Origin of the sequence: Alcaligenes phenolicus (genome assembly GCF_032063905.1) — a bacterium.
GTDB classification, from domain to species: Bacteria; Pseudomonadota; Gammaproteobacteria; order Burkholderiales; family Burkholderiaceae_B; genus Alcaligenes; species Alcaligenes phenolicus.
In genome coordinates, this window is record NZ_DAMBOE010000003.1 from 226,081 (window position 1) to 238,224 (window position 12,144).

11 protein-coding genes and 1 riboswitch are annotated in these 12,144 nt (G+C 56.8%); of the genes, 6 read left to right on the plus strand and 5 right to left on the minus strand.

Annotated features, from left to right (window positions below; genetic code table 11):
• Nucleotides 1-4: 4 nt before the first annotated feature.
• A riboswitch (FMN riboswitch) is annotated at nucleotides 5-147 on the plus strand.
• Nucleotides 148-244: 97 nt separating this feature from the next.
• Nucleotides 245-736 carry a 6,7-dimethyl-8-ribityllumazine synthase gene (locus tag U2949_RS07585; protein WP_045929568.1) on the plus strand — a complete coding sequence of 164 codons (492 nt, stop codon included), beginning with the start codon at nucleotides 245-247 and terminating at the stop codon, nucleotides 734-736.
• Between the two features lie 112 nt (nucleotides 737-848).
• Here U2949_RS07585 and U2949_RS07590 read toward each other — a convergent pair whose 3' ends face one another.
• From U2949_RS07590 to rsmB, 4 genes are read right to left on the minus strand one after another with little or no spacing between them, the layout of a single operon-like run.
• A complete protein-coding gene (locus tag U2949_RS07590) occupies nucleotides 849-1,544 on the minus strand; it encodes a response regulator (protein WP_026483739.1) in 696 nt (231 codons plus the stop codon).
• A gap of 21 nt (nucleotides 1,545-1,565) precedes the next feature.
• Nucleotides 1,566-3,902 (minus strand): sensor histidine kinase, encoded by a 2,337-nt coding sequence (locus tag U2949_RS07595; RefSeq protein WP_026483738.1) that lies wholly within the window; start codon nucleotides 3,900-3,902, stop codon nucleotides 1,566-1,568.
• Nucleotides 3,902-4,486 carry a DUF4390 domain-containing protein gene (locus U2949_RS07600; protein WP_026483737.1) on the minus strand — a complete coding sequence of 195 codons (585 nt, stop codon included), beginning with the start codon at nucleotides 4,484-4,486 and terminating at the stop codon, nucleotides 3,902-3,904. The genes U2949_RS07595 and U2949_RS07600 overlap by 1 nt, the downstream gene beginning before the upstream one ends.
• A 48-nt stretch (nucleotides 4,487-4,534) precedes the next feature.
• Nucleotides 4,535-5,839 (minus strand): 16S rRNA (cytosine(967)-C(5))-methyltransferase RsmB, encoded by a 1,305-nt coding sequence (rsmB, locus tag U2949_RS07605; protein ID WP_321287364.1) that lies wholly within the window; start codon nucleotides 5,837-5,839, stop codon nucleotides 4,535-4,537.
• 204 nt (nucleotides 5,840-6,043) lie between these two features.
• On the opposite strand from rsmB, the gene rimO reads away from it, so the two are divergent.
• The 5 genes from rimO to U2949_RS07630 all read left to right on the plus strand — a co-directional run bounded on the left by rimO (nucleotide 6,044) and on the right by U2949_RS07630 (nucleotide 11,138).
• Nucleotides 6,044-7,363, plus strand: coding sequence for a 30S ribosomal protein S12 methylthiotransferase RimO (gene rimO / locus U2949_RS07610; protein WP_239054718.1), 1,320 nt, complete (start codon nucleotides 6,044-6,046; stop codon nucleotides 7,361-7,363).
• 161 nt (nucleotides 7,364-7,524) lie between these two features.
• Entirely contained in the window at nucleotides 7,525-8,049 is a 525-nt protein-coding gene (locus tag U2949_RS07615; RefSeq protein WP_251196771.1) for a gamma carbonic anhydrase family protein, read from the plus strand.
• 37 nt (nucleotides 8,050-8,086) lie between these two features.
• A complete protein-coding gene (gene galE, locus U2949_RS07620; protein ID WP_257723013.1) occupies nucleotides 8,087-9,094 on the plus strand; it encodes a UDP-glucose 4-epimerase GalE in 1,008 nt (335 codons plus the stop codon).
• A 123-nt stretch (nucleotides 9,095-9,217) separates the two neighbouring features.
• On the plus strand, nucleotides 9,218-9,979 hold the full coding sequence (locus tag U2949_RS07625; RefSeq protein ID WP_009458584.1) for a maleate cis-trans isomerase family protein: 762 nt from the start codon (nucleotides 9,218-9,220) through the stop codon (nucleotides 9,977-9,979).
• Nucleotides 9,980-10,250: 271 nt separating this feature from the next.
• A complete protein-coding gene (locus U2949_RS07630) occupies nucleotides 10,251-11,138 on the plus strand; it encodes a LysR family transcriptional regulator (RefSeq protein ID WP_026483731.1) in 888 nt (295 codons plus the stop codon).
• A 120-nt stretch (nucleotides 11,139-11,258) separates the two neighbouring features.
• On the opposite strand, the gene hpaI is transcribed toward U2949_RS07630, so the two are convergent.
• Nucleotides 11,259-12,065, minus strand: a complete 807-nt coding sequence (gene hpaI, locus U2949_RS07635; protein ID WP_321286999.1) for a 4-hydroxy-2-oxoheptanedioate aldolase — start codon at nucleotides 12,063-12,065, stop codon at nucleotides 11,259-11,261.
• Nucleotides 12,066-12,144 lie beyond the last annotated feature (79 nt).

Below are 12,144 nucleotides of genomic sequence, written 5' to 3' on the forward strand. Positions count from 1 at the left end.
CCAACTACGTTCTCAGGGCGGGGTGCAAGTCCCCACCGGCGGTAATGGCACTAGCCTAGCCCGCGAGCGCCTGACCTTGTGTCAGGGACAGCAGACCCGGTGTGATTCCGGGGCCGACGGTATAGTCCGGATAAAGAGAGAACGGGATACCCTCATAACCTGTACAGGAGTCATCCTGCTATGGGCTTGAGCTATCCTGCTTCCTGCATGCCCTGTTTTTGTTGTCATAAAACAGGAAACCAACATGAACAGCATTACCCCAGCCAATCTTCTGGCTCCCCGTATCGCCTTTATTCAAGCTTGCTGGCACAAGGACATTGTGGATCAGGCCCGTCTGGGTTTTATCGACGAAGTCAAAGCCATGGGCCATGACAGCAGCCTGATCGACTTCTTTGAAGTGGGCGGCGCCTTTGAAATCCCGCTGCATGCACAACGTCTGGCCCAATCGGGACAGTACGCTGCTGTAGTCGCTGCGGGTCTGGTGGTTGATGGCGGCATCTATCGCCACGACTTTGTGGCTACCGCAGTGATTCAAGGTTTGATGCAAGTCCAGCTCAGCACCAACGTGCCCGTGTTTTCGGTCGTGCTGACTCCACACCATTTCCATGATGGCAAAGAGCACCACGATTACTTCCATCGTCACTTTGTGCTCAAGGGCCAGGAAGCGGCCCGTACGTGCCTGGATACCGTGAGCAAGTTGCAGGCGCTGCCTGCGGCATCTGTCGCCGCTCTCTAAACGGCAAGGCGGCCTGAAAAGGCCGCCTTCAATCCCGATCCTTCGGGCTGCGTTAACTCGTAACGCCAACACTGGCCGAGGTTCTTCGGCCATGCATCTGGTAACTACTGTATCAAGACTGGTTACGCTTGCGCGACGAGTCTATACCCAGCTGTTTGAGCTTGCGGTACAAGTGGGTGCGCTCCAGACCAGTACGCTCCGACACGCGTGTCATGCTGTGATTTTCGCGACGCAGATGATATTCAAAATAAATGCGCTCGAACTCGTCACGCGCTTCGCGCAATGGCAGATCCAACGAGATGCTGCCTAGCTGGGACTCATCCTGCTCCACTTCAGGCACGGCCATGGCTGGCGCCATGCCAGGAGCCATGCTGGCTGTTTCAGGGCGGCGATCACCACCCTGAACCACTGGGCGGGCAGCGGCTGCCAGCGCCTTGGGTGCAACGGTACGCTCCAGACCCGAGGCGACGGTCTTGAGCAGGCGCTGCATGGTGATGGGTTTTTCCAGGAAGTCCACCGCACCAATACGGGTTGCTTCCACCGCGGTATCCACCGTGGCGTGGCCACTCATCATGACCACTGGCATATCCAGCAAGCCTTGGGATGCCCACTCCTTGAGCAGGCTGACACCGTCAGTGTCTGGCATCCAGATATCCAGCAAGACCAGATCGGGGCGGCCCCGCAAGCGTGCCTCGCGAGCCTGGGCGGCATTCTCTGCCAATTGCACGGTGTGCCCTTCGTCGTAAAGAATTTCCGACAAAAGTTCCCGAATGCCGATTTCGTCATCAACTACCAGAATTCTGGCCATAAAACGTCACCTACGTGATTTTTACGCATTATCGTTTGCTCGCCGCCCAGAGTCCAGACGAATATGCTGGCCAGCAAGCCGGGTAAAGAGGATGGAAATGCGAGCCCCCCCCTCACGACGATTGGAAACATCGATTCTGCCGCCGTGCTCCTCGATGATTTTCTTAACTATAGCAAGTCCCAGACCCGTGCCGGTGGGCTTGGTGGTTACGTAAGGTTCAAAAACGCGCACCAGCATCTGGGGATCAAAACCTGGCCCGTTATCTGACACCACAAAACTGACCGCATCAGAAGAGTCGGAACCTTCTACGCCCGCAATCATGGTTTTAACAAATACATGCGCCTGGTCAAGTGATTGATCCTGGGCAGCCGCTTCACGAGCATTGGCCAGCAGATTATGGATAACCTGCCGCAGCTGCGTGGGGTCGCCTTGAACCATGGGCAAATCAGGGTCCAGCTCCACATCAATTGCCACACTATAACCATCGTCCCGGACCATGCCTTCTTCCGGGTCCCAACCATATAAAGTCAGCACTTCGGTAATCAGCTCGTTCAGATTCAGAGCTTGCATCTGAGTCGCCGGTTTACGGGCATACTCCCGGAAATCTTCCACCATCTTTTTCAGCGAACTGACCTGATTGACGATGGTATTGGTATAGCGCAGCAACATGGCAGCATGGACTTCATCCAGCTGCGACTCCAGTTTCATGGCCAGTCGTTCGGCCGACAACTGAATAGGCGTCAGGGGGTTCTTGATCTCGTGTGCCAGGCGTCGAGCCACTTCGCTCCAGGCCACCAGACGGCTGGCGGAAATTACATCGGTAATATCGTCAAACACCACCAGATAGCCGGTTGGCTGACCATCTACACGCAGCAAGGTACCACGGGCCAAAACGGTGACGATAGTATCACGCGCTTCATTACCTTCTTGCATTTCCAATTCAAACTGCTGCTGCCAATAAGGGTGATCCGAGCCCATGGCCTGATGCGTGGAAAAGGCTTCCCGTATCACCGAGGCAAAGGTCATGGCCCCTTCCAGCGTTTCCAGCGGGCGACCTTTAATCGAGCGCAAATCCACCTGCAAGATACGCTGCGCTCCCTGGTTGAACATGGTGACGCGGAACATCTCGTCAAAAGCCAGCACACCACTGGACAGGTTGCTGAGCACCGACTCCAGGTACATATTGGAGCGCTCCAGCTGCAGACGATTTTTCTCGACCATGCGGCGCGCTTCATCCAGCTGTCGGGTCATGGCATTGAAAGAGCGCGTCAACTGGCCAACTTCATCCTTGGCGGGCGGCTCAGGCAAAGCCCGGTAATCCCCTACCCCTACCGCTTGCGTCCCGGCAGCCAACGTCAACAAAGGACGCGTCAGGCGACGAGACAAAGCCAGGGCAGCCGCCACAGCCGTAAACACCGCCAGAATCAAGGCCAGCGTCAGCGTAATACCGTAGAGCTTGCGCAAGCCCTGACGAGACAAGGCCAGTTCCTGATAATCCCGGAAACCTTGCTGTACCTGGTTGGCATTGCGTGCAATCTTGTCCGGCACAGGCTGAATGACCTGCAGCCAGCGCGAGTCTGCCGTGCCACTCAAGGTTGCCGCAAAGCGATTGGGATCGGCCAATGGTAGAACCGTGCGCAGACGCAAACCTGTGGACTCTGCGGGAACCCCGCCTTCGTCCAGGCCGTTGTCGTGAACAGGCGCATCATCATCCACCTCGGCAGCCGAATAGCGGCCTGCAATACGCAGCTGATTCATCACGCTGGAGGGCGGCATATCCGGCAGCAAGGTGTCATACCGTGCTGAAGAAAAGGCAATCAAACGGCCATTGCCGGAGAACACCATTGCCTCCGTCACCCCGCTGTTCTCACGCAAGGAGATCAGCAAGCTGCTGTACTGCGCACTATCCGCCTTGTTCAGTGCCGACACCATTTCATTGGCACGACCTTCCAGCTCATTGAGCTGCGAATCCAGGGCGGCACGTCCCAGACTCAAGCCTGATTCCAGCGCCGTATCTACCCGCACGTTGAACCAGGACTCGATCGAGCGCGACATGAACTGCACCGAGAGCAGATAAATCAGCGCCCCCGGAATAATGCCAATCAAAGTGAAGTAAAAGGCAAAGCGCGCCGTCATGCGGGCACCAAACTGACGCCGGCGTATTTGTCTGAACAGACGAATCGTCAGCAACAACACCCAGGAAATCAGGGTGGCGGCCAGTACACCGTTAAGCACCAGCAGCAAGTCATACTGCTGCGCATAGCGCGAAGCATTACCCGTAGACCAGACAAGAAGAGAAAACAGCGCCAACGCGCTGACACCCGCTCCGAACAGAGCGGTGCGCAAGATCCAACGTATCAAGGTTGGGGCTCGTCGACGGAGACGGAAAAGGAAAAGGTTTTCCATGGAGTAGCCAATGTCCAGGCAGAACTATTGATGGCGTCCACTTGAAACGGACGGGCCAGCAAAGAGGTATCCAGGCGCAAACGTACACGACCCTGGTATTCCTGGTCGCGATCCAGATCAGCCACATAGGCCACGGCCCAGCCGCGAATATGCCGCAGCATGGCCAATGCGTCGTTCATGGAGGATTCGGGCAGAGAAAGGTCCCCGGTGCCCACGCGCCACTGTCGGGTCAGAGCGTTATACACGACCCGCCAAGTTTGTTGTTCCTTAACAACATTTTTATCAAACCAGTACCAGCGAGGTTTGGCCAATTCCACTTCAACCGTGAAATACAGCGGCACCCCTTTCTCGGCAGCGGTGCGCAACTCCGGGCTTAACTCGAACTCGACATCCGCGTCGATATACAGTTTTTCGTCCCGAATATGGGGCTCGACCTTAACGACCCGCTCTCCCGACGTAGCGACCGGCACAATCGTATTGGCCGAGCTTAGCGCGCAGTTGAAAATCAGCAGAAAAGACAGAAAAACGCGCCACATCGTGATTAACCGCAAAAAGGACAAAGTCAGAGCCCTAATTGTGACAAGTCAAACCGGGCGCGTAAATAAGGCATAGAAAAAACCGTCGCCATCTGCCAGCGATCGTCCCGCAACGCCGGGCAAAATCTGGCCAGGAGAGTCCAAAAGCTGTGCCTCGGGATGACGGGCCAAAAATGCCTCAACCTGTTGCTCCCCTTCAGCCGGGAAAATCGAGCAGGTCGAATACAGGAGATGCCCGCCAGGCCGCAACGTAGACCACAAGGCATCCAGTATAGAGCTTTGCAAACGCGCGGTATCGGCAATGTCCGACTCACGGCGCAACCAGCGAATATCGGGGTGACGACGCACAATGCCCGAGGCGGTACAAGGCACATCCGCCAGGATGGCATCAAAGGGCTGGCCATCCCACCATTGGGCAGTACGCGCCGCATCACCTCGTTTTAATTGAACCTTGTCGCTGGCCAAACCCAGACGACGCAGGTTGTGGCCCACACGCTCCAGACGCTCGCCGTCCGAGTCCAGGGCCAGCAAGGAAACATCCGCCTGTTCCAGCAAATGCGCCGTCTTGCCGCCCGGAGCCGCGCAAGCATCCAATACGCGCATGCCATCCTTGACCGGCAAGAGCAGACCGGCTTGCTGGGCCGACCAGTCCTGCACCGACCACCAACCCAGATCAAAACCAGGAATAGCCTGAACCGGCATGGCCTTGTCCAAGGTGACGGCACCCGTGCCAGGGCTGCTGGAAGCAATACCGGCCTCTGTCAGCACAGCCTGCAAACGCTCCACTGAACAACGACGCTGATTCACGCGCAAGGTCAAAGGACCAGGACGATTGGCCGCTTGCAACAGCGCTTCCCAATCACGCGGGTAAGCTCGGCGCAACTCCTTGACCCACCAGCCGGGGTGATTCCAGCGTGCTTCAGGACGGCTCTCCACCTGAGACAGGATCATCTTGCGCTCGCGTGTAAAGCGACGCAGCACCCCGTTCACCAAACCCTTGGACAGACGCAGCGCAGCCTGGCTATCAGCCGCACGCACAGCCTGATCCACCACCGTATGCACGGCATAGACCGGCACATCCGGGCGATCCTCAAAAGCCTTGGCATCCTCTTGCACACGCATGGCTGTATCCAGCAAGGCCAGCGACACCATCAGCAAGGCATCCAGCCAGGTATTGCTGGGCTGGCGTGGCACCAGCATGATACGAATCTGACGGGCATGGCCCAGACGGCGCAAAACATGGAAGCTGACAGACTGCACCGCCGCACGGGCAGGCGCTGGCGTTGCAGCCAGGCTTTCAGTCAGGGACTTGCCTGCCAGCACGCCTTCAATATTGCGCGCGCTCAGCAGCATGACTTCGGACAGGGGCAAAGAGGGGGAAAGATGGGTGTCGGACACAGAACAACCGCTAGAAAAGAAAAATATGACTGCGACTGTAGCACTATTTGCCGCATAAACCGGGCTCAAACGCACAAGATCCGCACGCATCCGGGCATGGGACGGTAAAATCAAGCCTATTTCCCAATTTCGAGCCCTCAAGCTCCAGAAGGACCCTCTATGAGCGCCCCCAAAGTCGGATTCGTGAGCCTGGGTTGTCCCAAGGCCCTGGTCGATTCCGAACGAATTCTTACCCAGCTGCGTACCGACGGCTATCAGATCACCCCCAGCTACGACAATGCAGATGTGGTGGTGGTCAATACCTGTGGCTTTATCGACAGCGCCAAGGCCGAATCGCTGGAAGCGATCGGCGAGGCACTGGCTGAGAACGGCCGCGTCATTGTCACCGGCTGTATGGGTGTGGACGAAGGCCTGATTCGCGACGTGCACCCCTCGGTGCTGTCCGTCAGCGGCCCCCAGCAATACGAACAGGTACTGCGCGCCGTGCGTGAAGCCGCACCGCCTTCGCTGGATCACAACCCCTATATTGATCTGGTGCCCCCACAAGGCATCAAGCTGACCCCACGTCACTACGCGTACCTGAAGATTTCCGAAGGCTGTAACCACAGCTGCAGCTTCTGTATTATCCCGTCCATGCGCGGCAAGCTCGTCAGCCGTCCTGTCGGTGATGTACTGGGCGAAGCCGAGCGTCTGGTCAAGGCCGGCGTCAAAGAACTGTTGGTGATCTCGCAGGATACCAGCGCCTATGGCGTGGATATCCGCCAGCGTACCGGCTTCTGGAATGGTCGCCCCGTCAAGAGCAGCATGCTGGACCTGAGCGCCGCCCTGTCCGAACTGGGGGCCTGGGTGCGTCTGCATTACGTCTACCCCTACCCGCACGTGGACAACATCATTCCCCTGATGGCCGAAGGCAAAGTACTGCCGTACCTGGATATTCCCTTCCAGCACGCCAGCCCTTCCGTGCTGCGCGCCATGAAGCGCCCTGCTTTTGAAGATCGCACCCTGTCGCGCATCAAGCAATGGCGTCAGGACTGCCCGGATCTGACCATCCGCTCCACCTTCATCGTCGGCTTCCCCGGCGAGACCGAAGAAGACTTCCAATACCTGCTGGACTGGATGACCGAAGCCCAACTGGATCGCGTCGGCTGTTTCCAGTACTCCCCCGTGGAAGGCGCTCCCGCCAACAAACTCGACGGCATCGTCCCCGACGAAGTCAAACAAGAACGTTGGGAGCGTTTCATGGAGCATCAACAAGCCATCTCTACCGCTCGCCTGGCCGCCAAAGTGGGCCGCGAAATGGATGTGCTGATTGATGAGATCGACGAAGACGGCGATGCCGTAGGCCGCTCCAGCGCCGACGCTCCCGAAATTGACGGCAACGTCTTCATCACCAGCGAACAAAAACTGGAACCCGGCCAGATGGTGCGCGTGCGCATTACGGATTCCAGTGAATATGACTTGTTTGGTGAACAGATCTAAGCACTGGCTAGTCCTGATAGCCTGATCAAGCCAGTGGGGTCACAATGACCACACTGGCTTTTATACGCAAGCCCCTCATTAACTTCCCTGCTCACCTGCTCTGCTGCCTATCCCTTCTCATTCAGGCATAGGCGGCCCGGCACATTACCCAAGGATCTTTCATGCCTGTCTACCAATTAGATCAACACGCCCCACAAATCGACGACAGCAGCTTTGTTGCCGCAGAGGCAACCCTGATTGGCAAGGTCGTTTTGAAAGAGCAAAGCAGTGTCTGGCCCGGTGCCGTTATCCGTGGCGACAACGAAACCATTACCGTGGGTGTAGGCTCCAACGTGCAAGAAGGCGCAGTACTGCACACCGATCCAGGCTACCCGCTGGATATTGGCGACCATGTCACCATCGGCCACCAAGCCATGCTGCACGGCTGTACCATCGGTGAAGGCGCGTTGATCGGCATCCAGGCGGTCGTGCTGAACGGTGCCGTCATCGGTCGCGATAGCCTGGTTGGTGCTGGAGCATTGGTCACGGAAGGCAAAGTCTTCCCGGAACGCAGCCTGATCATCGGATCGCCTGCCAAAGCCGTACGTACCCTGAGCGATGAGGACATTGCCAAGCTGCGCCAGAACGCCAGTGTTTACGCCGAACGCGGCGGTCACTACAAAACAGCCTTGAAACGTATCGACTAACTCCTTCTTTTCGATTTGCATTTAACTGGAAAGACCTATGGCCAAAACCATTCTTGTCACTGGCGGTACCGGCTTTATCGGCTCCCACACCTGTGTGGAGTTGATTACACACGGTTATCAGGTTCTGATCCTGGACAACTTGAGCAATAGCCAAAAAAGTGTCTTGGATGCCATCGAGAAAATCACGGGTACTCACGCCGGTTTCATCGAAGGCGATATCCGGAATCGAGCCTTGCTCGACACGATTTTTCAGCAGCATACAATTACAGCAGTTATCCATTTTGCAGGTTTGAAAGCAGTGGGCGAGTCGGTCGCCCAACCGCTCAAGTACTACGACAACAACATCACTGGCACGCTGACTCTGTTGCAAGCCATGCAGCAGGCCAATGTGCGCACCCTGGTGTTTTCGTCTTCTGCTACCGTCTATGGCGATCCCCAACAGCTTCCCATTCCAGAGACACACCCACTGTCCGCAACCAATACCTATGGCCACACCAAGCTGGTGCTGGAACAAGCAATGGGTAACCTCTACCAAAGCGAATCGGGCTGGCGCATTGGCCTGCTACGTTACTTCAATCCAGTAGGCGCTCACGAATCCGGACTGATTGGTGAAGCCCCCCAAGGCATTCCTAATAATCTGATGCCCTATATCGCGCAAGTTGCGACTGGACAACGTGAACAAGTACAAGTTTTCGGCCACGACTATGACACAGAAGACGGCACTGGCGTGCGGGACTACATCCATGTCAGTGATCTGGCCGAAGGCCATGTTGCCGCCTTGGAATACCTGGAAACCAAGGATAGCGAGCTGCTGACTGTCAACTTGGGGACAGGTCAAGGCTATTCCGTTCTCGAGATGATTGCAGCCTTCGCCCGCAGCTGTGGACGCTCTATCCCCTACTCGCTCGTCCCCCGCCGTCCCGGCGACATCGCTGCTTGCTGGGCCGATACCCAGAAAGCCCGCGAAACATTGGGTTGGGAAGCCAAAAAAGGCATCCAGGAAATGTGCGACGACGCCTGGCGCTGGCAATCCGGCCAGTCCTGATCTCTGCTACTCCTGCCATCGCCGTTGGCGATGGCACGTTGACAGATGATTGATTTGCAAGGAAGAAAACGGGTCCTAGAATGAAGACGTCAATCTAAAAACCACCTTCAGAGACAGATTCCTATGAAAACCTACCGCATCGGTCAGATCGTCCCCAGCTCCAACACCACCATGGAAACCGAGATTCCTGCCATGTTGCAGGCTCGTTACGCCGAGTTTCCTGAAGAGCGCTTCACCTTCCACTCCTCGCGCATGCGCATGATGCACGTGAACCCCGAAGAGCTGAAAGCCATGGACATCGCCAGCGATCGCTGTGCTGTTGAGCTGAGCGACGCCCGCATGAGCGTGATGGCCTACGCTTGCCTGGTAGCCATCATGGCCCAAGGCGACGGCTACCACCGCGTCTCGCAAGAGCGTCTGCAAAACACCGTAAAAGACAACGGCGTGGAAATTCCTGTGCTGAGCTCGGCCGGTGCCCTGGTCGATACGCTGAAAGAATTCGGCTACAAGAAAGTCTCCATCATCACCCCTTACATGAAGCCGCTGACCAAGCGCGTGGCTGACTACATCGAAGCTGAAGGCATCGAAGTTCAAGACTCCATCAGCCTGGAAGTGTCGGACAACCTGGAAGTGGGCCTGCTGAACCCGGAAAACCTGCTGGAGCACGTCAAGCGCCTGAACCACGACGGCGTGGACGCAGTCATCCTGTCCGCTTGCGTACAGATGCCTTCCCTGCCCGCCATCCAGCGCGCTCAAGACCAGATCGGCAAGCCCGTTCTGTCCGCTGCTGTTTGCACCGTGTACCAAATGCTCAAGACCCTGGGTCTGGAAACCCGCGTACCTAACGCTGGCCACATCCTGTCGGGCGCCAAGCCACAAGCCTGATCAAACAGGCTTAGCTGTACAAAGCCCTGCCGACATACAGTCGGCGGGGCTTTTTTTATGTTTAGACCTCATCAAAGCCTGCCGTAAAAACCGCAGTTGTGCCGGCTCATAAACAAACGCCAAGCCACGAGCAGTCATTCATCCTCGATACAGGCTGATGCCGCCCTCTGCTACTACATCCATATGGGCATATGGCGTAGGACGGTGATTCTCTACGCTGCCACAGTCACCCCATGTGCAGATCAGCAAAAAAAAGCGATATGATGCCTGCATGAAACTGGACCTGCTGACCCTCAAACTGTTTGTCCGCATACTGGAAGAAGGCACGATCAGCCAAGCGGCGGAGCGTGAGCATATTGCCGCCGCCGCGGTCAGCCGCCGAATTGCGGATCTGGAACAGTCTCTGAACACCACCTTGCTGTTGCGCACAAACAAAGGGGTCAGTCCGACGGCAGCAGGCCTGGAACTGCTATACCGCTCGCGTGCATTGCTCAATAGTGCGCAAGAGATCGAGACGCGCCTGCAGGCGTTCTCGCAAGGCCAGCAAGGCCTGGTGCATATTCTGGCCAATACATCGGCTATTTCCCAGTTTCTGGCCGAGCCTCTGGGCGAGTTTGGACGTTTGCACCCAGCTATCCCCCTGCAGCTGGAAGAACAGACCAGCCTGGACATTATTCGGGCCCTTGCAGAGGGTAAAGCCGATCTGGGAGTATTTACCCGTCTGCCCTACGCGGCCGACATCGAGGCCTATCCTTTTCGCAGTGACAAGCTGGTCGTGCTGGTGCCTATCAATCACCCCTTGGCTCAGCATGAAAAAATCCGCTTCGAGCAAACGCTGGAGCATGAGCAGATCACGCTGCTAACGGGCACGCAGCTGCATTACCAGATCACCAAGATCGCCATGGAAGTCAACCGCTCGGTGCGCATCCGCACCGAAGTGTCGGGCTACGACGCCATGTGTTTGCTGATTAATGCAGGCATGGGTATAGGCATCTTGCCGCGCAAGAGCGCCAGCATTTATCAGATCCCCAATACCCGTGTGATTGAGCTGGACGAAGAATGGAGCCAGCGAGAAATTCTGATCGGTGTGCGCCGCCGCAGTGACCTGCAACCGAGCGCAGAAAGCTTGCTGAGCTTCCTGCTCGAGAGCGGCGCTTAAGAAAGCCGACCTTAGCAGGTGCTACGGCCAAGGTCATATCGTCTAATAAGCAGGCCCGGCCTTTACAACATAACTGAGGCGGAGCAGCTATCCGCAAGACGCCTGGCGATCTAACAAGCTTTAGTAAGCTGCGCCGGGCTGAGCAACTGGCACCTCAACCTCGTCCTTGAATTGACCCAACAAAGCCGTTGCCGCCTGTCGCAACAACACTGCATCCACCCCTACGGCCACAAACAAGGCGCCCAAGGACAAATAGTGATGCGCTGCCTCGACATTCGACTGCAGGATTCCGGGGGCCTTACCCGCCTTGCTGATACGCACAATCGCATCCTCAATCGCTGCCAAGACGTCTGGGTGTCCTGGTTCGGTCAAATACCCCATACTGGCCGCCAAATCCGCCGGGCCGATGAAAATACCGTCCACGCCCTCTACCGCCAGAATCTCGTCCAGATTATCCAGCGCCTCGCGAGTTTCCACCTGACAAATCACACACATTTCCTGATTGGCCCGCGCCACATAGTCGGTAGTCGCTCCCCAGCGAGCAGCACGTGCCAAGGCTGCACCCACCCCTCGAATGCCATGAGGCGGATAACGTGTCGCAGCAACAGCCGCTTTGGCCTGTTCAGCGTTTTGCACCATGGGAATCAACAGATTCTGAGCCCCCATATCCAGCAGCAGCTTGATCTGCACGGGGTCATTCCAGCTGGGACGCACAATCGGCGCGATGGGATGAGCCGAGACGGCCTGCAACTGCGCCAGCAATGTCTGTACCGTATTGGGGACATGCTCACCATCCAGCAAAATCCAGTCGTAGCCCAGGCCAGCACAGAGGTCCGCTACATAAGGGCTGGCCAAGCCATGCCACAAACCAATCTGGGACTTGCCCTGCCGCAAAGCCTGCTTGAACGCATTTACCGGGTGCTTCATGTCCTCTCCTTGTCATGTGCTTAGGCGTCAAACAAGCAGTGTAAAGCGTACAAGGCAGAAGTGAGCATAGGGCTTGATT

Excerpts from the sequence above, each read along its gene's own strand:
- rimO (WP_239054718.1), top strand. The coding sequence starts at position 6,044 with ATGAGCGCCCCCAAAGTCGGATTCGTGAGCCTGGGTTGTCCCAAGGCC.
- U2949_RS07600 (WP_026483737.1), bottom strand. The coding sequence starts at position 4,486 with ATGTGGCGCGTTTTTCTGTCTTTTCTGCTGATTTTCAACTGCGCGCTA.
- rsmB (WP_321287364.1), bottom strand. The coding sequence starts at position 5,839 with ATGCTGCTGAGCGCGCGCAATATTGAAGGCGTGCTGGCAGGCAAGTCC.
- U2949_RS07615 (WP_251196771.1), top strand. The coding sequence starts at position 7,525 with ATGCCTGTCTACCAATTAGATCAACACGCCCCACAAATCGACGACAGC.
- hpaI (WP_321286999.1), bottom strand. The coding sequence starts at position 12,065 with ATGAAGCACCCGGTAAATGCGTTCAAGCAGGCTTTGCGGCAGGGCAAG.
- U2949_RS07630 (WP_026483731.1), top strand. The coding sequence starts at position 10,251 with ATGAAACTGGACCTGCTGACCCTCAAACTGTTTGTCCGCATACTGGAA.
- galE (WP_257723013.1), top strand. The coding sequence starts at position 8,087 with ATGGCCAAAACCATTCTTGTCACTGGCGGTACCGGCTTTATCGGCTCC.
- U2949_RS07625 (WP_009458584.1), top strand. The coding sequence starts at position 9,218 with ATGAAAACCTACCGCATCGGTCAGATCGTCCCCAGCTCCAACACCACC.
- U2949_RS07585 (WP_045929568.1), top strand. The coding sequence starts at position 245 with ATGAACAGCATTACCCCAGCCAATCTTCTGGCTCCCCGTATCGCCTTT.
- U2949_RS07590 (WP_026483739.1), bottom strand. The coding sequence starts at position 1,544 with ATGGCCAGAATTCTGGTAGTTGATGACGAAATCGGCATTCGGGAACTT.